We start from the raw sequence: 22,928 nt of genomic DNA on the forward strand, positions 1-22,928 counted from the left end.
CTGTTTGTTTTGGGAATTGAATTCACCTCTGTTCCAGATATACACAATAGAGTTATTTTGTCAATGCGTAAGTCCTAAAATACTTCAATGGCAACCCTAGCCAGAGATTTGATTGGCACGGCGAACGAGTTTGCCCAACTGGGACAGACAACCAATGATGATGCTTACACGTTATTTATAGATGCCTGTCGGCGTTGTTCCCCCGGGGGTGGCTGGGACGAACCCGAATGGGAGCAAATCTGGAATTCAGCAATGCAATCGAATCCTACTTCCAGCCTCAGCCACAAAATTTCCCCCAAAGCTGTAAAAAATTGCATCAAAGGTGAATACTGGCGCTTTCTCAAATCTCAAAATAATCAAGCCGAGATTTTGGATTAAGATAAAACCTCGGCTAATTCAAGTAGAAACAAAGCTCTTGAATCTGACGATAAACTGATTCAAGATTACAACAATATATCACGTTTTTTCAGAAATCGTATCCGCCTAAATAAATTAACTAAGCGGATTGAAATCGACAATCAACCAGTGTCGATCGATCGAGCAAAAATTCAGTTAGCTATCCGTTACGGAATTCTAGTTAAATCCTGCAAAGAAGACGTTTTGGATATTATCACAGAGCTAGCAGAACAGAACCAATACTCGCCGATCGAGGAGTATTTGCTATCACTGCAAGTTCCTGCTGATACTTTAATTTTGGATAATCTTGCCGAAAAATACTTCGGAGTCAGCTCGGCAATTTATCAGACTTTCGTCCGGAAGACTCTCATCGGCGCAGTTGCCCGCGCACTCTCACCGGGGTGCAAGCTCGATACAGCTTTGATCCTTCAAGGCAAGCAAGGTTTCAAAAAATCTACCTTCTTCAAAATCCTCGCCGGTGATTATTTTGATGACAGCTTAGGTGCTGTCTCCGACAAAGATGAACGCCTTAAATTACACCGAGCCTGGTTTGTCGAATGGTCTGAGTTGGAGAGCATCTTCAAACGCCGGGATGTAAGCAATACCAAGGCTTTCTTATCAAGTGCGGTCGATGCTGTGCGACCGCCCTACTGTCGCGATACCCAAGATTTTCCCCGCGCCAGCGTCATCGTTGCCACAACCAACAAAGATGAGTTTTTGTCAGACGAAACTGGCAACCGGCGATTTTGGATTATCCCAGTAAATAAGCGCATTGATACCAAACTTTTAGCCAAAGAACGAGATGCAATCTGGGCTGCTGCTGTTGCTGCTTTCAAAGCCGGCGAAAGTTGGTGGCTGGATTACGACGAGGAAATCACTGCCGAAACTATAGCCCAAGAATTTCAAACCACAGACCCTTGGCTAGAGTCGATCGTAAATTACACCCAGCACCGGGAATGGGTGCTTCTAGGCGATCTTCTCGATCACCTTCAAGTTGATTTGAGCCGACAAGAGCGCTCGCACCAAATGCGAGTTACCGGCATTCTCAAAATTCTCGGCTGGTCGAGGGGCTTGAAGGTAATCGCCGGGAAAAGATGTCGCGTCTGGAGCAAGTGCGATCGACCACCTGATGATGAAAGATCAACCTCATTTTGCGAGGTCGAGCAAAAAGTTGATCAACCTGAATCCCTTGCTGTATCAGTGTTTGGGAAACAAACTCAGCAAGTAGATCAACCCGATCAACCTTTAACACCAAAAAAAGGTATTTTTTCTGGAACAGACAACGGTGTAACAAAAACTGGAACGCAGGGTACAGAAAATCCCGAAAGTTTTGGTGAGTTTTCGGTGCAGGTCGATCGGACCCTGGAAACCTTGCTACCGGAGGATTTTCAGAGCGATCAACCTCTTTTTTTAGAGGTCGATCGGATTCAAGAAACATCTGACAATGAAATTGCAGAGCTTGTTAATTTTATTCGGGCTGCCATAAGCGAGGGCGATCGCGAATTCGCCAAAAATATTCAGGGCATCATCACCGCCTGTTGCAGCAGCGGTGTTGTCGATCGCCAAAAAGTCTGGGCAGCCCTAACTGCCAAAGAACAAACTGCCCTCACAGCATTACTCAGACCCGAATCCACGCCCGAATCCACGCCCGAAGCCGAACCCGAAGCCGAACCCGAACCCGAACCCGAAATTGCTTGCGAACTCATTGACTCTCTAGACGCCAAAAAAATCCGAGACATTGCCTTGATTTGGTGGGATGAATACTATCCGGAGCATACTCAAAACCTAATTACTCAAATGTTTGGGTGGCAAGCACCGGGGACTAAATATGACGCAGCAACCATTGCCGATTGGTTGGAAACAGAGAATGAGTTAGTACGCGATCGAATTCATCAATTATTCAATTTGGTAAATCCGACTGAGGAAACACCATGAATATCTCATTGGAACTGACGATGGAACAGCAATTCAAACTCAAGGTTTATATCGAACAAACCAAATTGCTTTCCAGCGAAGAAGCGCGCATTTTACTTGTAGAAATGATGCGACAAAACATGATTAAAGACAACGTAATTAAGAATTTGTTAAAGGTGGGAAATGAGCGATTTTAGCATTTTTGTGGACCTGTATGCTGCCTGCCGAGTTTTTCGTTGCAGCGAACGGACTTTATTAAGATACAGGCAGCAAGGCAAACTTTTAGAAGGCATACATTGGGGAAGAAATCCTAGCGGGAAAGTGCTTTATAATAAAGCACTTCTCGAACATTTGGTGATTTGCAGTGGCAATATTAATTGTCACGATCACCAAATGTTTATTCAAAAATATCTGAGCGATCGACCCGAGAATCAACCTCAGAAACGGGGTCGAAAACAGGCAACAAATCTGGCAACTGTGGTGGGTTGACAAGGCCGGCATAATTTTCGTATAGAGTGCGAACATTGTGACCGGTAAGCGATGCGATCGCCACTGGATTCATGCCAGCTTCCAAACCATGCGAAATCAAAGTATGCCGGGTGTTATAAGGCTTGCGATAATCAATGCCTAATTCAGCAAGCACAGGTTTCCAGTAACGGTTGCAGAAATTCTTGGAGTCGATCGCACAGCCGTTTGTACTGGTAAAGATTAGATCGTCGGGCCCGTGAGCGATAGTCGGTCGCCGATCGAGCAATAGCTGTTGCAGCCGTGGTGTTAGCGGCACCGTGCGCGCCTTATTAGTTTTGGTGGATTTGCGAGATCCGTTGCTCAAACTTTCTCCGATCCAGATGCGCGAGCACTCAGGTGAACAATGTCGCCAGAGGAGCGCTGCTGCTTCCCCGGTGCGAAGGCCGACTCCGAATTTGAATTCCACATAGTCCGCATAGTGATTAAGTTCGGGAGCTGAGCGGAATTTGTGAATAATGGCGCTTATTTCTGTAAGTGTGAACGGTTCCGGGCGTTGTTTGGGTGCGACCGAAACGTGAACATCAGCCCAAGGATTTTCGACTACCAGCTTCTTTTTTAGTCCCCACTCCCAGCAAGCATTGATCAAAACGATCCGTTCCCTTACGGTGACGGGTTCCAGTTTCTGTGCCAGCCAATCTCGAAAGTTCTCAGCAACATTTTCAGAAACAGAAATGCTTTTCTTGTTTTTGAAAAATACAGAAACGTGTTTCTGTAACGCAAGATATTTAGACAATCCACCGTTGGAGATGGATCGGCGCTTGTATTCGACAAATTGGTCAAACAACTCAGAAACAGAGATTGATTCTTGTTTCTGAGGCTTGTATTTGACGAGGGAGGGGTCAAAGTTGCCACTAGCGATGTCTAGCTCGATTTGGCTGGCTTTCATGGAGGCGGCTTTGCGATTGACGATCGTGTCTGGTAAGCCGATGTAGAGCCAAAAACGTTTGCCTTGCCATGACCAGGCAAGCCGCAGCCGATCCTTGAAAACTTCTATATTTACCGAGCCTTTGGGCATATCGCAGATTTATCGCATTGAGTGTCTGGGATTGTCAGTGAGTGTCACCCCTAATTGAGAATAGCAGATCTACCAGTTTGGTTGTAGAAACAACAAAACCCGCTGTGTAAACGGGTTTTATTTATGGAGAATAGCGGGCTCGAACCGCTGACCCCTACAATGCCATTGTAGTGCTCTACCAACTGAGCTAATTCCCCTTTCTTTTCGCGCTCTTCATTATGCCTTAACTGACCAATATTTGTCAATCCTTTTTGTAAAATTAGTTTGGAGCCTTGGATTGGCAAGGCTTTCGGCTTTTTATTTAAAAAAATTCTCCTCGATTCTGGACAATTGTCGATCGCTACTACGATTTAGTAAGTGTGTTGGGATATTTCGGCTAAATGGCTCAAACAAGACCCCATGAGGAAGTAGACGACTACCAGGGCCGCTGCTGAGACCGCAACTAGAGTACCGGCTAGCATTAGTGAAAATTCGCGCTGCGCGATCGCCTCTTGCATTAGGTGCAAAGACCAGGCAACGAGGGCAACGTCAATTATTAAAATAGAAACCAGCATAAGTTACGATTTGTAACAGCTTAACTATTGTAACAAAACTTTGCGCGCAGTGCAGATAAGCTCAGATCTATTTAAGTATTGATGTAAAACGGATGGGGAGCAGGGGAAAGTCATCAAGAAAAAAGTATAGGTGGTCTTAATAATTACGATATGCAAACTAAATGAGAGCTAGCTCAGCTTTTTAGGGGCGGTTGTGCGATCGCAACCCGGAAGCGGGCGTTTTTGAGGGGTAAGTGCGTAAGCGTTGCTTGCAGCTTTTTAGTCGCCCGTTTTGAGTATAAGCCGTAGCTCGATCGACAACTTCCTCCACCGCTTGAATTTCTACAAAGTGATTGCCACCGCCGATGGTAACTAACCCGCCATCCCTGACAGTGCCGTCATTTGGGACTAATTCTTCAAGAGCCCATTTGATATCGCCATTCATCGAACCGCCGAGAAAAGTACGCGAGGCGAAGCTATCCCTCGCGGGCCCAATCGCACTCTTGTTGCGCCAACTGCTGGAAATCAGAATTGGCCGCGCTGCCGGTTGGCAACTCCTGCATAGCATCCAGCCATCCGGGTATCCCGTGTTGGAACACGGCGCGAGCGGTTTTTGCGCGAGCGCTGACATCGCCAGTACCGAAGAAATAATCGCCTTTGAGCAATTCTACAAATCGATCGCGCTGACTGAGGAATTGTTCGATAGACAAATCAGCAACGTGCAAGCGCATCCCGCAGTTGATATCGGAACCGAGAGCCGCCGGAATCACCATTTTTGCTGTTTGGACTATCGAGCCAATTGCCACACCCCCATCCCCCGGATGGAAGTCAGGAGTAGCGCCAGCGCGACAAACGCAGCCACCTGGAGGGTGCCGAACCTTCGCCAAACTTGCTAACTGTTTGAGCGCCTTTGCTTCCACCGGAAAACCCTCAGTCCGCAAAACTTCTGCTGTAGCACAGACATTTTCACTATTTTCTCTTGTGAAACAGGCCGGAGTGCCAGTTTTCTCTTGTGAAACAGGCCGGAGTGCCAGTTTTCTCTTGTGAAACAGGCCGGAGTGCCAGTGTTCTTTCAGAGAACTATTGAGACAAATCGAGTAGACTCGATCGTCGTAACGAACATCAAGACCTTGCCTAGACAAAGCTCGCAAAACCCTGTTCAAATTTTTCGGCTGCTGCATAAAGAGTCTGTTGCGGGTCGATCTGCAACCCCCACAAATTGAAGAGATGTTGTAGTTAGTAAAAGACTTTGGTTCAGCAGCCGCAATCTTTTTAGACAGAAGTTGAAGGCAACTTTTCTACTTATTACAAATAGGGCAGATTATTTTTGCCCTGTCAACGTACCGAAACGATCGGTCTCAAGCGACGGTTCCAGGATTGGCGAACCTGTTCCCTGTTCTGCTTTTGGGCGCTGTCAGCGCCGCTCTAGTTTCCTGTCTTTTTTCTTAAATATAAATTAGCTGACTAAGGGTTAGTTTGTAGTTAGTTTGTAGGGTGCGCCGCAGCGCACCGGCCGAGCTTATAGCGTGCGTCGAAAAAAACTGAAAAAGTCAATCGCTGGAGGAATCGGACACCCTGTCAACACTAAGCGCAGTGCACGCCCTGCTTTCATACCAAATTTCAAGCTTTTTATGGACTAAAAACCAGGAGCGGCAAACACGCCAGACTTTCTCTGGCTGACTAAGGGTTGGGTTCAGTTTTCCAGGAAACCAGAGTTTTTTTCACTTCCCGCCAATAACCCCCAAGTTTTGTTTCTCCGAAAGCCGTGCGCATTTTCTGAATCATGCTGCTTCTTACAGGTGGCTTTCCGTAGTAAAGAAATTGACTCATGTCTTTAGTCAGACACGGATTCATGAAAGTTTTAACATCTTCGCGAGCCAAATATTTATCCCGAACCTCCTGCAAATATTCATCTCGAGCATTTGTGTGAAATACCGTCCAGCTCGGGTCTTCCACCTTACACAAAGTATATTGCTGGTGCGCCTCCATATATGCGATAAATGCTTCTTCCAGCAAAAACCTGCCAAACTTGTGTTCTCCGTGAAATCCTGTCGCAATATATTCACCCAGACATTCTTGCATGACTGTAACGAAGGTACTGCGCTTCATCAAAGAAAAATTGATCGTGCAGGCTTGAATCAAGTACCACCCAGGCGAAGCGTCGAAATGTTTGAAGGTTCTATTAAAAGCTCCGCCCACTGCAAAAATTTCATCTCGATCGAGATAATCGATCGCTTCCTCTAACCAACCGTCGTGACCTTCTCTGTAAGGTAACGTGTCTATTTTAAAGAACAATACATACGGTTTGCTAGCGATTGCTGCCGCTGTATACTCCTGAATAAAACATCTCTCCTTGTCATTGTCTTGATGGTGCGGTGCAATGATTTGCAGCTTATCAATTAAACCCTCTTGATACAGTTCCCAATAAACTTTTTGAGTGTCGCTATCGCTGCCACCGTCCACAACAATAACTTCCCCTGGTTTGCCGCCTAAAAACTTAAACCAATCTAGGAGAATCTCTCTATAGGCTAACCCATTGCCAAAATTGGCTGAGACCATCGACACTTCGCTGAGTTTGTTTAATTGCTCGCTCATGATTTATTTTCCCCAGAGTAATATACCGTTTGCTCGTTTCTTACAACTTACTAAAATTTTATACGAGTGTCAATTTTCCCTAACATCAGTTCAGTAAAAATACTGAGAACTTTAATCTATTTTTGAGTATATTTGTAACAGCAACAGTTTGGGACGCACGCCGGCTCTCATCAACCGGGTTTTTTAACCTAGGACTAATACCCTTTTCGATTTGAGATTTTCAATTGGGAATGACTTACTGCATAAGGGTTTAGAGCTTACCTCCCGTTGCATTCTTTTTTGAAACTGGTATAAGGCAAAAAACCCGGTTTCTGTAGAGCCTGTCAGCTAGCCTGTAAACTTGTAAAGTTAATACATCAGGATTTGCGCGCAGAAACTTAAGAAACCGGTTTAAAAACCGATATCCCTCGCACTGCACGAAGGATTTTGGGGTCAAATAACCCGGTTTATACGATAAATCTTAAGTCGAGCAACGAAGCATCCAGAAAGAAACCGGGTTGCTGCGCAAGTCCTAAATAAGTTTGTTTGACAGGCGAAAAACGGCAAAGTTTTAACTAGAGATCGCTTACAGATAATATCTAACCGTTGTGACAACCCGACTTCTTTTAGCCCGCAAAGCAGCTTTCAAAAAGAAAGCAGTTTGATTGTGCAGCAGTCCCTCCCACCAATTTCGCGTCACAAAAGCCGGAATAATCAGCGTTAAGAACACTCCCGGCCGCTGTTCTTCAAACAAAGTCAAAAAGTGAGTCAAAGCCTCAGTAACAGAACGGTAAGGCGATTCCAGAATTTCCAAAGGAATGTCGGACTGCAAATCTTGCCAAGCTGCTTGCAATTTTGCTCGATCGCTCAAACCAATATCCACGTGAACCGCCACAACCTCATCAGCAATTAAACGAGCGTAATCCAGGGCCTCCAAAGTTCCCCGGTGCAACTGCCCGACTAACACCACCGCCGGATGTGTCACCTCCTTAACTTTAGGTCTCCGAAGATAGGATTTAGGTGCTATTCCCTGAATGCTCAAGCGAGCCGCTACATAGCGATAGTGGCGGTGAATCGCTAAAAATAGACTGACTGCGATCGGAATAGTTACTACCACAACCCAAGCACCCAAAAGGAATTTGGTAGCGATAATTACACCCAAAACTCCCGTTGTAGCCACTGCACCAATACCGTTCATCGCAGCACTAGATTGCCAACCTTTACCTCGCTCCTTAAACCAGTGAATTACCATTCCCGATTGAGAGAGAGTAAAAGAAGTAAAAACCCCAACTGCATAGAGCGGAATTATTGCGGTAGTATCGCCTCGGAAGATGATAATTAAAACAGCAGCGCAGAGGCTGAGCAGATTAATGCCATTAGAATAAACCAGCCGATCGCCCAACAGCGACAACTGCCTCGGCAAAAACCCGTCCCGCGCCAAGAAATAACAAAGTCGCGGAAAATCCGCATAACTCGTATTCGCAGCCAACAGCAAAATCAACAGAGTTGCTGCCTGCAAATAATAATAAAATATACCGACTCCAAAAATCTGTTTTCCCAACACAGAAAGCAGCGTTTCATTTTCTCTAGGAATCACTTGATAAATATGGGCTAAGTAACTAATGCCCAAAAACATCACTCCCAGAATTACCCCCAAATAAGTTAAAGTCAGGCGCGCATTCTTCCATTCAGGAGGCTTAAAAGCCAACACCCCGTCCGATATCGCTTCAACTCCAGTCAGGGCAGTACAGCCCGCCGCAAAGGCGCGCGCGATCAGAAATAAACCCAAAGGTTCCTTGGCTGGAATATTTTCTAATGCCGGCAAAACATGACCTGTTGCCTGTTGGAATAAACCCGAACCAATCAAGATAAAAATGCCCACGATAAACGCATAGGTGGGAACCATAAATATCTTGCCAGATTCCCGCAGTCCCCTGAGATTGGCAAACATGATCAGGACAATAAAAACTAAGCACAGTTCGACGGTATAGCGGTGCAGCGAGGGAACTGCTGAAGTCAAGGCCGCAACGCCAGCCGAAATACTCACAGTTACGGTGAGGATGTAGTCAATCATCAGCGAAGCTGCTGCGATCAAACCGGGATAAATACCTAAATTTTCTCGGGCTACAATGTAAGCACCGCCGCCGTTGGGGTACGCTTTAATCGTCTGTCGGTAAGACAGCGCCACGATCGCCAACAGTAAAATAATAATTCCCGAAATAGGCAGCGATAAACTCAAACTGCTGCTCCCTGCTAGTAACAGCACCAGCAGAGTTTCTTGAGTAGCGTAGGCAACAGACGACAGTGCATCGGAAGCAAGAACAGCTAGTCCTGTAGCGTTGCTCAGCCGTTCGTGAACAGATGCGCTGGTGGGGAGAGATTCACCCAGTAAAACCCGCTTGAGTCGAGAATAAGTGTACATTGAAACTCAATATATAGGCGTCCACAAATCATAATCGACACGGGGACAGTTTTCAGCAATTTTTGGCTCACAAGTTGTAATTCTCTCTCGCTTGTTGAGTCAGCTTCAGCTTGTGTTCGAGAGCTGGCCAATTTTCGGCTTGGATATCGCTGATGAACTCGTCGAGACTGTCGCGGTAAATAGAGAGCGATCGCAACAATTGCTCTCGATTGTACTTGGCCACCATCACTCCCAGCTCGGGGTTGCCGCCCCCTACGCGGCTGGTGTCCCGAAAACCCGAACTCGCCAAATGCTGGGCTAAATTAACAATATCTCGATCGCCCTCTCGATCGCACGCAGCAACCAGCGTCGCGCTCGCCATAAGGGGCAAATGAGAAATCCAAGCCACAGCCCGATCGTGATCCTCGGGCCCGCACCGGTAAACCGACGCGCCCAACAACCGCGCAATTTCCTCAACCTTCTCCACTGACTGCGACGGAGTCTGGGCTGTCGGAGTCACCACATAAGGCCGGCCCACAAACAAATCCCTTACCGCCGCCTCGATGCCGCTTTGTGCCGTCCCCGCCATCGGGTGTCCCCCGACAAAATTCGGCCACAGAGCAGACACAGCCTGCACTATGGGGGTTTTGACGGAACCGACATCCGTTACAATCGTATCAGGGGAAAGATGCGGGAGCAACTTTTGGACGGTCGGCTCGATCGCGGATAACGGCGTGCAGATAAAAACCAGATCCGCTGCGGCCATGTCAGACAGGTGTATGCTGGCATCATTGACAACACCGTTTTCTTGCGCGCGATCGCAAGTTTGCTGCCTGCTGGAAACTCCAAAAACATCAAACCCCCGCGATCGCAAATCCAGGGCGATCGAGCCACCAATTAAACCAAGTCCTACAATACCGATATTCATTAGCAATAAAATGGGGATATTTGATACGGTGCCGCCCCCATGACAGTCGAGGAACTCCTGAAAAAATATGCAGCCGGAGAAAGAAACTTTGCCGGAATCAATCTAACTGAGGCCAACCTCAGCGGCGTCAACTTGAGCGGAGCCAACCTCACAGGTGCGAATCTGAGTGTAGCAAACCTCAGCGGAGCCAACCTCAGCAAAACCAACCTCACCGGTGCCAAACTCAACATCGCCAGACTCAGCGGCGCCCATCTCGGCGGCGCCAACCTCACCGACGCCGACCTCAACGTCGCCTACCTAGTGCGAGTTGACCTCAAAAGAGCCACACTCACAGGAGCCAAACTGATCAGAGCCGAGCTAATTCGAGCCGAGCTCAGCGGAGCCAACCTCAGCGGAGCCAACCTCAGCGGCGCCACCCTCACCGAAGCCACCCTCCGAGGAGCCAACCTCGCTCAAGCCAACCTTCGAGGCGCTCACCTCAGCGGCGCCTGCTTGACAGAAGCCAACCTCGAACAAGCCAACCTGCAAGGCGCCGACCTCAGCCGAGCCGACCTCAGCGGTGCCGACTTGCGAGGCACAGAACTGCGACAAGCCAACCTCACTCAAGCCGTACTCAGCGGCGCCGACCTCAGCGGCGTCAATTTGCGCTGGGCCATCCTCAGCGGCTGCAACCTGCGCTGGGCAGATCTGAGCGAAGCCAAATTGAGCGGCGCCGACCTCAGCCGAGCCGACCTCTGCCACGCCAACTTACTCAATGCCAGTTTAGTTCACGCCGACCTCTCAAATGCCTATCTGATCCGCGCCGACTGGATTGGAGCCGACTTAACCGGAGCCACCTTAACCGGAGCCAAACTCCACGCAGTTTCGCGGCTCGGCATCAAAACCGAAGGCCTGACCTGCAAGTGGGTCGATCTCAGCCCCAACGGCGACCACAGCCAAATTTACTGGTTGAACTCCGGAGGAACCCACGAATTTTTTCACTCGTCCTTGCCCACAGTTAGGATTGTGATTGACTCGCCCTTAGACCAAGGCGCTCATTTTGCCCTAGCTGCAACTTATTACCAAATTGCTCAACAATACCCGAGTTTAAGTCAGCCGCCCACGATCGAAGTCAGCTCCAGGCGCACCGTACTCGCCTTTAAAATGGACAGCGACGATAAATTATTTGCCACCGCTTACGTTGCCATCATTCCTTTTAACGACGGCGCCACAACTCAAAAAAATCTGATAGCTTTGATGAAAATGATTCAATCCCACGATGCAGGCAAACTGAACGTCAAAGAATCAAAACACGTCCAGTTATGCAGCAAAGCTCTCAACCAAGCTATCAGCAAAGTAGACCAAATCAAAATTTCAAGTTCTTTTCCAAAAATCGGCGAAAGTATCAATTTTTTTCAAATTCCTACACAGATGATCTTAATTAATTCCCGCGACCAAAGACTCAGCGTATATCACCACCCAGCCTTCGGCAAGCGCCTGATTAAAAAATACGATCCGAACAATTTAGGGGCAGGCAAGCTAGCTGAAAGCACAAAATTGGGTCAAGCTAATATTACAAGCATTTTGGATTTTATAAAAGGCTTCCACAATATAGATGTCTAGGCATATTGCATCAAGTTACAAAAAATGCTTATTCTATTTAAAGGTTGGCACAACAAAGCTTTGTTCTAGCTAACACATCAGGGAAAGTGAAAAGCATGGACGCCGAAGAACTCATCGCCAAATATGCAGCAGGAGAAAGAGACTTTACTGCCATCCTCCTGTGCGAGGCCAATCTCAGCAGGATCGATCTGGCTGGGGCTAATTTCAGCGAGGCAATCTTGAGCCTCACGAACATGAGCGGCACCAATCTCTCAAACGCCAACATGAGAAAAGCTAAACTCAATGTTGCTAGACTCAGCGGTGCCAATCTCAACAAAGCCAACCTCAGCGGCGCTATCCTCAACGTGGCTAACTTGATTCGAGCCGACCTCAGCGAAGCCCAACTCGTGGACGCTACACTGATCAGAGCCGAACTGATCAGAGCCGACCTCAGCGGTGCAAACTTGAGCGGTGCAAACCTCAGCGAAGCAGATTTGAGAGAAGCAACCCTCAGAGAAGCCAATCTAGAGCAAGCCGACCTCAGCGGGGCTCACCTCAGAGGCGCTTGTCTGACAGCGGCGAACTTGGAACGGACAAACTTGCACAGAGCCGACCTCAGCAGGGCAGACTTGCGAGGAGTTAACCTCTGCAATGCCGAACTCAGACAAGCTAATCTGTCTCAAGCCAACCTCAGCGGCGCTGACTTGCGAGGCGCTAATCTGCGGTGGGCCGACCTCAGCGGGGCGAACCTGACGGGCGCTGACCTCGATGAGGCGAGATTGAGCGGGGCTAACTTGTACGGGGCAAATTTGAGCAATGTCAACCTGTTGAACGCTACTCTGGTACACGCGGATTTGACTCAAGCGAATTTGACTCACGCTGATTGGGTGGGCGCAGATTTGACGGGGGCGGCCCTGACAGGGGCAAAAATTTACGCGGTGTCCAGGTTTAATCTGAAAGCCGATGATATAACCTGCGATTGGGTGGATATGAGCCCTAACGGCGATCGCAGCCACATTCAGCGCTTTACCCCAGAAGAATCTCAACGGTTTTTTAATGCTACACCGCCGACAGTTCAAATTATTGTCGATCGACCCCTCGACCCCGACGCCAACTTTATCCTCGCGGCTACCTACCGCCAAATTGCCCGTCAATACTCGGGTTTGAGCAATCCTCCCAGCATAGAAGTTAATTCGCGGCGCACAATCATCTCATTTAGAATAGAGCAAGACGAGCAACTATTTTCCACTGCTTTCGTTGCGATTATTCCCTTTAGCGACGCGGCATTTACTCAGAAAAATCTCATTACTCTGATCAAGATGATTCAACCGCAAAGCGGCAATAATAACCTAGGCGTTAGAGTCTCTAATCTGGTAGTGCAATTGAACGTCGCCCTGACCAAAACAATTAGAAAAATAGGGGAAATGAAAATCCAGCCGGTTCGCCTCGATCGCGAACCAATGTCGAGTTTTTTCCAATCGCCTACCCAAACTGTACTGGCTAACTCCAGCGCCGAAAGTTTGATGGTGCACTATCACCCCGACTTTGGCAGAAACTTGACCAATTTGCCGGGAGTCAACAAAACCTCGATCGGGCCGGCAATTAATGCCCAAAGATTCACAACTCCGCCGCTAAATACGGTGGTTGAGTTCGTCAAAAGCTTTTATCAACTCGGTGAGTAAATACTATAAATTCCTTTAAAATTTTTTATATTCATGCCACATAAAAGTTAGTTTCTCGCCCTTTCAGTCAGGTAACAACAATGGAAGCTGAAGAACTTCTCAAACGATTTGAACTCGTCAAAAGATACACAGAAGGCGACAGAGATTTCACAGGAATCAACCTGAATGAAGCTAATCTCAGCCGCATCAACCTCAGCCAATCAATTTTAAGGCAGGCTAGCTTATTTGTCACCAACATCAGCGGCGCTAACTTGAGCGAAGCTGACTTGAGCGAAGCTAACCTGAATGTGGCTAGACTCAGCAGCACCAATCTCTCGCGGGCAATCTTAAACGGGGCTAGTCTCAACGTAGCAAACTTAGTGAGAGCCGATTTAAGCGCAGCTCAATTAATCGGAGCATCCCTGATTAGAGGCGAATTAGTCCGCTGCGAACTCAGCAAAACTAACTTCAGCGGCGCTAACCTGACTGAAGCCGATTTAAGAGAGGTAAAACTGACGCAAGCTAACCTCTCCGGTGCTAATCTTTCCGGTGCAAATCTCAGAGGTGCTTCGGCTTCATCAGCTAACTTTCAAGAAGCTAACTTGCACGGCGCGGATTTGATGAAAGCAGAACTTAACGGCGTCAATTTGAGCAATGCCGATCTGAGACAAGCTTCTTTGCAGGAGGTGAATCTGTGCGGTGCCCATTTGAGCGGAGCTAACCTCAAATGGGCCGATTTGAGCGGAGCTAACCTCAGCGGCGCGGATCTGAGCGATGCTAAATTGAGCGGGGCTAACCTCAGCGGAGCAGATTTAAGAAATACTAATTTAGCCAATGCTAGTTTGGTTCACGCTGATTTGACAGAAACCATTTTGATTAACGCTGATTGGGTGGGCGCAGATTTGACGGGGGCAACTTTAACGGGGGCAAAAATGTATTTGGTTCCCCGGTTTGGCATCATCGCAGATGATATTAATTGCCAGTGGGTTGACATCAGCCCAGCAGGCGATCGCAGTTTGGTTCAACAATTTAATTCGCCGTCTGAAGCGATAAAATTTTTAAATCACACGCCGGGGTTAGTGCGAATTGTGGTTGACGCACTTTTAGACCACTCAGCAAACAGCACTTTAGCAACAGCTTACAGCGAAATAGCTCGGCATTACGGGGCAATGAGCCGTCCTCCCAATATTGAAGTCGGCTACCGGCGGACAACTCTAACTTTTAGGTTTGATAGCGACGAGCATTTATTGCCAGCAGCTTTTTTGGCGATTCTTCCTTTTAATGACGCCTTAGAAACTCAGAAAAATATTGTGGCGGTTGGGAAAAATATCGCAATTCAAGATTTGGAAGAAAAACGGATAGTGCAGTTGTCTAAAGCATTGAATGCAGCGAGGGGTAATTTAAATGATGTGAAAAAAAGGCTGGAAACAGCACTAAATGCCGGTCAGCAAACAAAGTTTTTTCAGTCACCTACCCAAACTATTTTAATTAGTTCGGGGCAGGAGAGTTTGACGGTGCAGTCTCACCAGAATTTTGGTCGGCGCAGCGGAAATAATCAGGAGAGTAAATTTAGTTTGCCTGTGGGTCAAAAAGTAGTTGATTTTATGGCAAGTTTTGATTATGTTGATTGAGAAATCCCAACAGTGAAATCGATTGATTGAGGTAGAAGTCCATAACTCGCTGCTGAGCTTTTTGCGATCGCACTCCGAGCCGCACTGGCCCCACCATTTAACGATGGCGCGGCTCGTGGCGCGGGCTTTGCGCTTGGGGCGCAGCGCTCTGATCCAAACTGGGCTTCCCGCAGGAGCTTACCGACAGCGGTATCGAGTCAGCTATTTGATGCCGATTTTGATGTGGCCCGAGCCCGTGATTTTAGTGGCGCCGGCACCGCTGCTGGAACATTTGCAGATGGTGGAAATTCCGCGATTGCAAGAGTGGCTGCAAACTAAAAAGCCGATCGAGACTTACTCCCATAATGCCGCTGGACGAGGATTGATGCTAGCAGATCCGCAGTCTTGGCTGGCGGATCGCTTGGCGGGAAATTCGGAACTTCACAGCAAGATCCCGACAATTATCGACGGTGTGGATGACTTGGAAGTTTGGACGCGCCAGCAATTGACGGCGGGTTTGCAACCGGCTGACTGGAATGATTTAATGCAATCTGGGCCTTTGGAAGCAGATGCAATTCTTCAAGCGCGGGTGCTGTTAACTCGGGCTGTGTTTCAGCATCCAGCTAAGCCTGATGAGTGCTATTTGCTGGAAACCGCAGAGCAAAATATTTTGCAGGGGCTATTTGAAACGATCGAGCCTAACCCTGTGATTCCGGCTGCTTGGCTCAATTTTTGGCAGCGGTGGAACACAAACGGGAAACTGCGGTGGGCGCAAATTCATCGCTCTGCTGGGTCATTTTCGCTGTTTAGCGCGCCGGTGCAGGTGGCGGACGTTTTGGGCAAAATTTGGTCTGCCGTGCCTGTGGTGTTGATTGGCTCTGCGGTGGATGTGGAACCGAAGGCTCCGATCTTCCGGCAAATGATGGGATTGCCTGAGTTGACGAGTGTGAAGTTTTCGCCCGATCGACAAAACGAATTAATTCAACTGTACATTCCCAACTGGCTGCCGCTGCCGAATACGCCGGAATTTCAGGGTGTTTTAATGGAAGAAATTCGGACTTTGCTGTTGATGAGCGCGTCGGTGGCGGGTTTAACTGTGCTGATTGTTGGTGATGTACCGCTGAAGGCGAGGCTGGCGGCGATTTTGGCTTCTGAGTTCGGTTCTCGGGTGCAGGTGGAAAAAACCGATGTGGGGGAGAATGCGATTTTGGTGACGGGGTGGGAGTTTTGGCGGGAACATCAGGGGGAGTTGAGGGCGCCTCACTTGCTGGCGATCGCGACTTTGCCGCTACCTTCTTTGGAGAATCCTTTGGTGACGGCGCGTGTGGCTTTTTATAAGGAACAGCGCCGGGATTGGTTTCGGTTGTATTTGCTGCCGGCGGCGCTGAATGAGTTGCAGCGGGCGATCGCGCCGGTGCGAGAACGTCAGGGGGTTGTGGCGATTTTTGACAGCAGGGTGATTCACCGCAGTTACGGACAGCAGATTTTAGCGGCGCTGAGTCCGTTTGCGAGGATTGATTATTTGGATACGACTTGGTTGACGCAGGCTTGAGATGACCTGTTGGCGTATAATTTGGTTGTTATCGAATTGAAATCTAATTTAGCAGACAAAAATTATGGGCGAATCTAAGCGTCGCAAAGAGGCGATCGGCGACGAATACGGTAAAGAAGAGCGCATCCTTCCCTGGCTGCCGATCACGAAAACCCAAAGCGAAGATTTTGTGAAGTGGACATCTCGCGGAAGCTGGATCGGGATTAGCCTGTTGGTGGCTTGGTGGATTGTGGTGCGGTTTGTTGGGCCTGCGGCGGGTTGGTGGGTGGTTAACTGATGGCGACGGTGCGATCGGGCAAAAGTGCGATCGCACATTGTGTCGAGTTTAACTCTGAAACTAGCGGCTGAATTTTTTTTGGCAATTTTAGTTGCAAATCAGGAGTCAGTATGTTATGATATTTATCTTCGGGCAATTAGCACAGTGGTAGCGCACTTCCTTCACACGGAAGGGGTCACAGGTTCAAATCCTGTATTGCCCATTAAAAATTTTAAGGTGACTCATTTAGGCGATCGCAGGAATAGAGCTAACTTTATGATACAAATAATTTTGAACTCAGAACAAGAAAAGTTATTGCAACAACTGTTAGAAACAGGGAAATATACAACCCCCGATCGGGTAATTACTGATGCTTTAAAAGCTTTATCAGAAAAGCAATATCTTAATCAACCTCGGCAAGTAGTAAAAATTGTTTCAGGAAAACCTGCACAAGAGTTACTAGCAGAAAAAATTAAAACGAGCTTGGAACTTAAGAGTAGTTATCAGCCAGATCCACACCGACAAGCTTTAGCTGAATATTTTAACAACTTATGTGAAGAAACTCAGGCTTTACACGCCGATCGTCCTTTAACTGATGAAGAAATTGCCGAAGAAATTGCAGCTTATCGGAGAGGAGAATGAGAGTAAGCTAACAGTAGGGTGCGTCAGGGGGAAATTCTTAGTTTGTTGTCGTCACATTCTGCCCTGACGCACCCTACAACTGAAGTAATTGGTGTTTAGCTTAAGCTTCAACATATTCGCAAATAGAGACAGGTTCGGGAATTGGAAAAGCATCCTCTTGTAGTCCTTCAATATGAAATGCGATCGCGTCTTTAATTAAATGCCTCACCTCTTCTAAACTTTCAGCCACAGCTACACACCCAGGTAAATCGGGAACATACGCACCGTAGCTAGTTTTACCTTTTTCAATTACCACAGCATAACGCATTAATCTTCCTCCTTGATAATTAATTAGACACTGTTCAACAAGACCAAAACAGCCGTAGCTTGCGGGGCGGGACGCGATCGCCCAAAACACCCATTTTCTACTACAAATATACTACAATAAGAATGTAGCTCGTGCCCCCGCAGGAGGTTTCCTCGTGACAAATGCCAATCTTCCTCAAAATTTCAACTTAATCGTGCCCGCCGGAACCCAAATTGTCACCAAAATAGAGGTCAAAAACCCCGGTGGAGACCAATCTTGGAAACAGGGCGCAGTAGGTGTGATTGTCAAATCGCCTACAGACAATTCCCACGCATATTTAGTCAAACTCCCAGACGGAACAGAAGTTAGTCTGCGGCGGCACGAACTCAGCATCCGCAAGCAGTTTCAGAGCGAAGGATTGCAGTCAGGAGGAGATTTTCTTGCAGAATACAACCTCTATGATTCTGTAATTTACCGCTGCATTGTTGGTTCGAGAGCTTATGGTCTTGATAACGAGCAATCCGATACAGACAGGCGCGGGATTTACCTGCCGCCGGCAATTCTTCATTGGTCGCTTTACGGCATTCCAGAACAATTGGAAAATAAGGAAAATCAAGAATGCTATTGGGAACTGCAAAAGTTTTTGGTTTTGGCGCTAAAAGCTAATCCCAATGTGCTCGAATGTTTGTACACTCCTTTGGTAGAAACGCTTTCTCCTGTAGCAGCCGAATTGCTGGAAATTCGCGAAATCTTTCTTTCGCAATTGGTTTATCAAACTTACAATAGCTACGTTTTGTCGCAGTTTAAAAAGATGGAGCAAGACCTCCGCAATACTGGGGAAATTCGCTGGAAGCACGCGATGCACTTGATTCGGTTGCTGCTGTCAGGAATTACGGTGCTTAAGGAGGGGTTTGTGCCGGTGCGGGTGCAGGATTGTCGATCGCAACTTTTGTCGATCCGCAATCAAGAGATATCCTGGGATGAGGTGAATCGCTGGCGGTTGAGCTTGCACGCAGAGTTCGATCGCGCTTTTGCGGAAACTAAGTTGCCAGAACGTCCTAATTATGATAAGGCTAATCTGTTTTTGATTAAATCTCGTCAAGGTGCGATCGGCTAAAAGGGGCGGGTTTACGAGATCATTAATTTGAGACATATATGGTTGGTAAAACCCGCCCCTACAGGTATTTGCGATTGTTTAACCGGAATTGAAATTAGCATTGATAAAATGTTGAAAAAATGACAGAATACATCTCGAATCTAGCTAAAATTATCTCCGATCGACCTTATCCGCTGCTGTTTGCGACTGTCAGCGGCTCGCACTTATACGGCTTTCCTTCCGCAGATTCTGACTTCGACTTGCGGGGAGTACATATCTTACCGCTACCGAAAGTAATTGGACTGATTTCGGGAGACGAAACAATTGAAGTTTCGGAAGTTCGGGAGAAGATGGAACTCGATTTAGTCACTCACGATATTAAGAAGTTTCTTGAGTTGCTGTTGAAGCGCAACGGCTACGTGTTGGAACAACTCTATTCGCCGCTCATAGTTTACAGTACAAAGGAACATGAAGAGTTAAAGGATCTCGCCTCGAACTGCATTACCAAGCACCACAGCCACCACTATCTCGGTTTTGCTCAAACTCAATGGAGATTGTTTGAGAAAGAAAGCCCGCGTCGGGTGAAGCCGCTGCTGTACGTTTACCGCGTGTTGCTGGCTGGGATTCATTTGATGCAAACGGGGGAAGTTGAGGCGAATTTGGTTAAACTTAATGATAAGTTCCAGTTGCCGTATATTCCAGATTTGATTGCTCGCAAGCTGGCTGGGGAGGAAAAATCTGTGCTGGAAGATACAGATATTGCATTTTATCACCAGGAGCGCGATCGGCTAATCAATGTATTAGAAGATGCAAGTTTCACAAGTCATTTACCGTCAAATCCTAATGCAAAGGTTGCTCTTAATGATTTTCTGGTAAAGGTGAGAATGGCATCTTTGAATTAAGCTGTTTCATGTCTTATTGTTAAGAATTAAGACGGGCGGGACGCCCATTCCACTCATGGTTGGGGAGATTTTAATTAGTTGGTGGCCCACGGGCGGGACGCCCATCCCAAAAGAATTGGGGAGATTTTAATTAGTTGGTGGCGAGAGTGTGTAATTCAATGCAATCGGCCCGAAGCATGGCGTCAGCCGTATCACTTTTTTTATAAAATGAGATAGAGTAAAAGTATTGTGCAACCCTTCCACTATCAGAGGTAATAATGCAAATCACCTTGAGTCCAGATCAAACCCAAGTTCTTGAAGCTTTAGTAAAGCACGGTCAATATTCCTCCCTTGAAGAAGCAATTAACACAGCCTTGCTGTTATTAATTGAGGACCTTACTTTATCCGATAGCAGCAACAACCCAAACTATTTAGCTTGGGTTGAAGAAACTCGCAATAAAATCAATATAGCACGAGAACAGGCACAACGCGGTGAGTTGCTCGATGCAGATGATGTATTAGCTCAACTTAGAGATAAGGTGAAAAAAGCCAGAGAAGTAATAGTATGAATCGCTTGCTAATTACAATCGAAGCTAGTCGAGATTTATCGGAAATTTCTGATTACTTTTTGGCGCAAAGTGTAGATGCGGGCGATCGATTTGTAGAAACATTTGGTAAAAAATGTCAGTATCTAGCCGAGTATCCATATTTGGGGCGCTCCTATGCACAATTTGCTCCCAATTTACGTGGTATACCGTTGATGGGATACATCATTTTTTACCAAATAGTTGGTGATGGTATTGAGATTTTGCGAGTTATTAGCGGTTATCGTAACTTGCAGGATATTTTCAATACTGATTGAGTAAAAGCAGTGTTCATTGGCGGGTTTTGCGAAGAAGATTTTTTTGTACTAACCGCTGAGGGCGCAGAGGGCACAGAGAAAGAGAAAAGAAAGAAATGGTGCTGTTCACAAATCACTTAGAGTCGTTCTCATACCTGCGCGGCGTGTAAACCCAAACATCTCCATATTTGCGGGGAATAATCCGAGTTTGACTCGAACCGACAATTACTAAAGTTCTCATATCCGCATCTTCCGGCTGCAATTCGGCGAGGGTGCAAACGCGCACGGATTGGCCCGGGCGGCCGAGGTTTCGCCCCAATACAACCGGGGTTTTAGCATCGCGAGTTTCTAACAAAATCTCGATCGCCCTTTTCAATTGCCAAATCCGCTGTTTCGAGATTGGATTGTAGAATGCCATCACTAAATCGGCCGAAGCCGCAGCCGCAATCCGCTGTTCTATGACCTCCCAAGGCTTGAGAATATCTGAAAGCGAAATCGCACAAAAATCGTGTCCGAGGGGTGCTCCGATCGCAGCAGCAGCCGCCTGCATGGCAGAAATCCCCGGTGCCACCCGAATGTCGATGCCTTCCCATTCGGGTTTGCTGTCAAAGTCGATCGCCTCAAACACCGCCGCAGCCATCGCAAAAATACCCGGATCTCCCGACGAAACGACGGCGACGGATTTACCGGATGCTGCTAAATCTAAAGCAAAACGCGCGCGATCGATCTCTTCCCGGTTGTCGGAATCGTGCCTGTTTTGTCCTTCTCTCCGTGTTCCGGCTAAGTCGAGATAGAACTTGTAACCCACCCAATCCGTGGCTTCGCGCAAAATTTCCTTCACTTCCGGGGACATCCAGGGCGCGCCTCCTGGGCCCGTACCGACGATCGCCAGTTTGCCGCGGCTGATGCCGATCGCACTTGGATCGATCGGTTCGGTAGCAAGTGCGATCGCGCAACTGAATGCGTTTGTGCGATCGCAGCGGACTGCTTGACTGTTTGCACCGGCTGCTGTCTGGGCTATTTGGGCGGCGGTGAATTCAAAATTAGGATTATTTTCTCTTAATTTAACCGAGTCGAATTCCACAAGTTCGGGAAGATTCAAAAAACGGACTGGGACTTTAAAATATTGGCTAATTGATTCTAAAGTCGGATTTCCCATCTCATGTTTTAAAGCAAAAAATCCGGCAACTGAGGCGGCTGCTAAACCTGCGTTTTCTAAGATTTGCTGCACGTAAGAAACTGCTACTTCCGGCTCAACATAGGATAGATTTGTGAGTGCAAATGCTGCAATTTGCGGGTGGTAAACTAAACAGTCGGGCGTCGGTACAATGGCTTTTTCGGTGACGCGGATGGTTAATTGGGCTTCGGGGGCGATCGGCAAATTGCTCTCCCAAAGCCAGTTAGCAGCCCCTTCTAGCTGTACTTTCGCCCCGGCGAGCAAATTTGAAATAAAAGTCTTCGCGTCCTCTGGATTCGCTAAATAATAGCCTTGGGGAGGGCTCAGCAGGGCGGTGCGAAACCGGATATCTCCCGTCGTCGTGATGGCGGGCTGTACGCCGAGGGCTGCTGCAATTTCTCTGGCTAAGTCGTTGACTCCGTGCAAACCTCCCAGCAGCGGTACTACGGCGCTTCCATCTTCGGCGACTGCTAAGACTGGGGGTTCGGCGCGTTTGTCTGACAGCAGCGGGGCGAGGGTGCGGATGATAATTCCGGCGGCGCAGATGGCGATGATTGGGGTTTGTGTTGCGAATAATTCCCGCAGTGTTTCGCCGAAGTTGCTAAAGTTGATGTTTGTTTGGGATGTGCGATCGACTAAACCGTAAATCTGGGAACCTGGGAAGACTGCGGAGATTTTTTGGGCGATGGCTAGGCTGTTTTGACCTAAAATAATTATTGCGGGAGAAACTCGATTCACGGTTTTATATATGGCTGTGTTTGGATTGGTTTGATTATTTTAATCTGTTGTTACTTCAATAAGACATCTTTGACGAACCGCGAAGGCGCGAAGGGCGCGAAGGAAGAGAAAGAAGAAGTCGATCTTTTTTCTTGTCTGTCAGTGGCACAGGCATCTTGCCTGTGAATTTCTGAGATTAGTTTATTATACCAACTTGGGCTTGAATATCCCCTTTATTCTTCTGTCGGGCGTTGCGCCGACTTCGTTTGTGTAGGATCGATTTCAATCGCCGACTCTTATTATTCTTCTGTCGGGCGTTGCGCCGACTTCGTTTGTGTA

At 47.5% G+C, this 22,928-nt stretch carries 22 protein-coding genes and 2 tRNA genes; 14 read left to right on the forward strand and 10 right to left on the reverse strand.

Going from position 1 to position 22,928, the window contains the following annotated elements; translation table 11 throughout:
* The first annotated feature begins 87 nt into the window (after positions 1-87).
* The 3 genes from QUB63_RS18340 (at position 88) to QUB63_RS18350 (ending at position 2,507) form a co-directional block, all read left to right on the forward strand.
* A complete protein-coding gene (locus QUB63_RS18340) occupies positions 88-378 on the forward strand; it encodes a hypothetical protein (RefSeq protein WP_332946699.1) in 291 nt (96 codons plus the stop codon).
* Between the two features lie 147 nt (positions 379-525).
* The gene (locus tag QUB63_RS18345) at positions 526-2,331 is read left to right on the forward strand and encodes a virulence-associated E family protein (protein ID WP_332946700.1); all 1,806 of its coding nucleotides are present in this window, start codon (positions 526-528) and stop codon (positions 2,329-2,331) included.
* A complete protein-coding gene (locus QUB63_RS18350) occupies positions 2,328-2,507 on the forward strand; it encodes an NblA/ycf18 family protein (protein WP_332946701.1) in 180 nt (59 codons plus the stop codon). The genes QUB63_RS18345 and QUB63_RS18350 overlap by 4 nt, the downstream gene beginning before the upstream one ends.
* Positions 2,508-2,707: 200 nt before the next feature.
* Here the strand turns inward: QUB63_RS18350 and QUB63_RS18355 are convergent, their stop codons facing one another.
* From QUB63_RS18355 to QUB63_RS18390, 8 genes are all read right to left on the reverse strand, one after another.
* Positions 2,708-3,853, reverse strand: a complete 1,146-nt coding sequence (locus tag QUB63_RS18355) for a tyrosine-type recombinase/integrase (RefSeq protein ID WP_332946702.1) — start codon at positions 3,851-3,853, stop codon at positions 2,708-2,710.
* Positions 3,854-3,977: 124 nt separating this feature from the next.
* Positions 3,978-4,050: transfer RNA gene (locus QUB63_RS18360), tRNA-Ala, on the reverse strand.
* A gap of 153 nt (positions 4,051-4,203) precedes the next feature.
* Positions 4,204-4,407 carry a hypothetical protein gene (locus QUB63_RS18365; RefSeq protein ID WP_332946703.1) on the reverse strand — a complete coding sequence of 68 codons (204 nt, stop codon included), beginning with the start codon at positions 4,405-4,407 and terminating at the stop codon, positions 4,204-4,206.
* 181 nt (positions 4,408-4,588) lie between these two features.
* Entirely contained in the window at positions 4,589-4,831 is a 243-nt protein-coding gene (locus QUB63_RS18370) for an RtcB family protein (protein ID WP_332946704.1), read from the reverse strand.
* A gap of 31 nt (positions 4,832-4,862) precedes the next feature.
* Positions 4,863-5,567 (reverse strand): RtcB family protein, encoded by a 705-nt coding sequence (locus tag QUB63_RS18375; RefSeq protein ID WP_332946705.1) that lies wholly within the window; start codon positions 5,565-5,567, stop codon positions 4,863-4,865.
* A gap of 499 nt (positions 5,568-6,066) precedes the next feature.
* Positions 6,067-6,981 carry a glycosyltransferase family A protein gene (locus tag QUB63_RS18380; protein WP_332946706.1) on the reverse strand — a complete coding sequence of 305 codons (915 nt, stop codon included), beginning with the start codon at positions 6,979-6,981 and terminating at the stop codon, positions 6,067-6,069.
* A 565-nt stretch (positions 6,982-7,546) separates the two neighbouring features.
* Positions 7,547-9,382: an APC family permease gene (locus QUB63_RS18385; RefSeq protein WP_332946707.1), complete on the reverse strand. Its 1,836-nt coding sequence runs from the start codon at positions 9,380-9,382 to the stop codon at positions 7,547-7,549.
* Between the two features lie 67 nt (positions 9,383-9,449).
* A complete protein-coding gene (locus QUB63_RS18390; protein ID WP_332946708.1) occupies positions 9,450-10,289 on the reverse strand; it encodes a prephenate/arogenate dehydrogenase in 840 nt (279 codons plus the stop codon).
* Positions 10,290-10,328: 39 nt separating this feature from the next.
* On the opposite strand from QUB63_RS18390, the gene QUB63_RS18395 reads away from it, so the two are divergent.
* The 7 genes from QUB63_RS18395 (at position 10,329) to QUB63_RS18425 (ending at position 17,591) form a co-directional block, all read left to right on the forward strand.
* Positions 10,329-11,891, forward strand: coding sequence for a pentapeptide repeat-containing protein (locus tag QUB63_RS18395; protein ID WP_332946709.1), 1,563 nt, complete (start codon positions 10,329-10,331; stop codon positions 11,889-11,891).
* Positions 11,892-11,986: 95 nt separating this feature from the next.
* Positions 11,987-13,552, forward strand: a complete 1,566-nt coding sequence (locus QUB63_RS18400) for a pentapeptide repeat-containing protein (protein ID WP_332946710.1) — start codon at positions 11,987-11,989, stop codon at positions 13,550-13,552.
* 80 nt (positions 13,553-13,632) lie between these two features.
* Positions 13,633-15,162 (forward strand): pentapeptide repeat-containing protein, encoded by a 1,530-nt coding sequence (locus QUB63_RS18405; RefSeq protein ID WP_332946711.1) that lies wholly within the window; start codon positions 13,633-13,635, stop codon positions 15,160-15,162.
* Positions 15,163-15,184: 22 nt separating this feature from the next.
* Positions 15,185-16,693 (forward strand): helicase C-terminal domain-containing protein, encoded by a 1,509-nt coding sequence (locus tag QUB63_RS18410; RefSeq protein WP_332946712.1) that lies wholly within the window; start codon positions 15,185-15,187, stop codon positions 16,691-16,693.
* Between the two features lie 64 nt (positions 16,694-16,757).
* On the forward strand, positions 16,758-16,970 hold the full coding sequence (locus QUB63_RS18415; protein WP_332946713.1) for a DUF2839 domain-containing protein: 213 nt from the start codon (positions 16,758-16,760) through the stop codon (positions 16,968-16,970).
* 130 nt (positions 16,971-17,100) lie between these two features.
* Positions 17,101-17,172, forward strand: a tRNA-Val gene (locus tag QUB63_RS18420).
* 53 nt (positions 17,173-17,225) lie between these two features.
* Complete coding sequence (locus tag QUB63_RS18425) at positions 17,226-17,591, forward strand: hypothetical protein (protein WP_332946714.1); 366 nt, start codon at positions 17,226-17,228, stop codon at positions 17,589-17,591.
* A gap of 100 nt (positions 17,592-17,691) precedes the next feature.
* Here QUB63_RS18425 and QUB63_RS18430 read toward each other — a convergent pair whose 3' ends face one another.
* Positions 17,692-17,898 (reverse strand): type II toxin-antitoxin system HicB family antitoxin, encoded by a 207-nt coding sequence (locus QUB63_RS18430; RefSeq protein WP_332946715.1) that lies wholly within the window; start codon positions 17,896-17,898, stop codon positions 17,692-17,694.
* A 154-nt stretch (positions 17,899-18,052) separates the two neighbouring features.
* On the opposite strand from QUB63_RS18430, the gene QUB63_RS18435 reads away from it, so the two are divergent.
* The 4 genes from QUB63_RS18435 to QUB63_RS18450 all read left to right on the forward strand — a co-directional run bounded on the left by QUB63_RS18435 (position 18,053) and on the right by QUB63_RS18450 (position 20,716).
* Positions 18,053-18,994, forward strand: coding sequence for a nucleotidyltransferase domain-containing protein (locus QUB63_RS18435; protein WP_332946716.1), 942 nt, complete (start codon positions 18,053-18,055; stop codon positions 18,992-18,994).
* A 119-nt stretch (positions 18,995-19,113) separates the two neighbouring features.
* Positions 19,114-19,875, forward strand: a complete 762-nt coding sequence (locus tag QUB63_RS18440) for a nucleotidyltransferase domain-containing protein (RefSeq protein WP_332946717.1) — start codon at positions 19,114-19,116, stop codon at positions 19,873-19,875.
* Positions 19,876-20,132: 257 nt separating this feature from the next.
* Entirely contained in the window at positions 20,133-20,423 is a 291-nt protein-coding gene (locus tag QUB63_RS18445) for a hypothetical protein (RefSeq protein WP_332946718.1), read from the forward strand.
* Complete coding sequence (locus QUB63_RS18450; protein WP_332946719.1) at positions 20,420-20,716, forward strand: type II toxin-antitoxin system RelE/ParE family toxin; 297 nt, start codon at positions 20,420-20,422, stop codon at positions 20,714-20,716. Before QUB63_RS18445 ends, QUB63_RS18450 begins: the two co-directional genes overlap by 4 nt.
* Before the next feature lie 112 nt (positions 20,717-20,828).
* Here QUB63_RS18450 and cobJ read toward each other — a convergent pair whose 3' ends face one another.
* The gene (gene cobJ / locus QUB63_RS18455) at positions 20,829-22,610 is read right to left on the reverse strand and encodes a precorrin-3B C(17)-methyltransferase (RefSeq protein ID WP_332946720.1); all 1,782 of its coding nucleotides are present in this window, start codon (positions 22,608-22,610) and stop codon (positions 20,829-20,831) included.
* Between the last annotated feature and the right edge of the window lie 318 nt (positions 22,611-22,928).

This window comes from Microcoleus sp. ARI1-B5, assembly GCF_036705795.1.
Taxonomy (GTDB): Bacteria; Cyanobacteriota; Cyanobacteriia; order Cyanobacteriales; family Microcoleaceae; genus Microcoleus.

Coding starts and splice junctions, on each gene's coding strand:
- QUB63_RS18405 (WP_332946711.1), top strand. CDS start 13,633: ATGGAAGCTGAAGAACTTCTCAAACGATTTGAACTCGTCAAAAGATAC.
- QUB63_RS18415 (WP_332946713.1), top strand. CDS start 16,758: ATGGGCGAATCTAAGCGTCGCAAAGAGGCGATCGGCGACGAATACGGT.
- QUB63_RS18445 (WP_332946718.1), top strand. CDS start 20,133: ATGCAAATCACCTTGAGTCCAGATCAAACCCAAGTTCTTGAAGCTTTA.
- QUB63_RS18370 (WP_332946704.1), bottom strand. CDS start 4,831: ATGAATGGCGATATCAAATGGGCTCTTGAAGAATTAGTCCCAAATGAC.
- QUB63_RS18385 (WP_332946707.1), bottom strand. CDS start 9,382: ATGTACACTTATTCTCGACTCAAGCGGGTTTTACTGGGTGAATCTCTC.
- QUB63_RS18355 (WP_332946702.1), bottom strand. CDS start 3,853: ATGCCCAAAGGCTCGGTAAATATAGAAGTTTTCAAGGATCGGCTGCGG.
- QUB63_RS18440 (WP_332946717.1), top strand. CDS start 19,114: ATGACAGAATACATCTCGAATCTAGCTAAAATTATCTCCGATCGACCT.
- QUB63_RS18380 (WP_332946706.1), bottom strand. CDS start 6,981: ATGAGCGAGCAATTAAACAAACTCAGCGAAGTGTCGATGGTCTCAGCC.
- QUB63_RS18350 (WP_332946701.1), top strand. CDS start 2,328: ATGAATATCTCATTGGAACTGACGATGGAACAGCAATTCAAACTCAAG.
- QUB63_RS18375 (WP_332946705.1), bottom strand. CDS start 5,567: ATGCAGCAGCCGAAAAATTTGAACAGGGTTTTGCGAGCTTTGTCTAGG.
- QUB63_RS18450 (WP_332946719.1), top strand. CDS start 20,420: ATGAATCGCTTGCTAATTACAATCGAAGCTAGTCGAGATTTATCGGAA.
- QUB63_RS18430 (WP_332946715.1), bottom strand. CDS start 17,898: ATGCGTTATGCTGTGGTAATTGAAAAAGGTAAAACTAGCTACGGTGCG.
- QUB63_RS18340 (WP_332946699.1), top strand. CDS start 88: ATGGCAACCCTAGCCAGAGATTTGATTGGCACGGCGAACGAGTTTGCC.
- QUB63_RS18425 (WP_332946714.1), top strand. CDS start 17,226: ATGATACAAATAATTTTGAACTCAGAACAAGAAAAGTTATTGCAACAA.
- QUB63_RS18400 (WP_332946710.1), top strand. CDS start 11,987: ATGGACGCCGAAGAACTCATCGCCAAATATGCAGCAGGAGAAAGAGAC.
- QUB63_RS18390 (WP_332946708.1), bottom strand. CDS start 10,289: ATGAATATCGGTATTGTAGGACTTGGTTTAATTGGTGGCTCGATCGCC.
- QUB63_RS18395 (WP_332946709.1), top strand. CDS start 10,329: ATGACAGTCGAGGAACTCCTGAAAAAATATGCAGCCGGAGAAAGAAAC.
- QUB63_RS18365 (WP_332946703.1), bottom strand. CDS start 4,407: ATGCTGGTTTCTATTTTAATAATTGACGTTGCCCTCGTTGCCTGGTCT.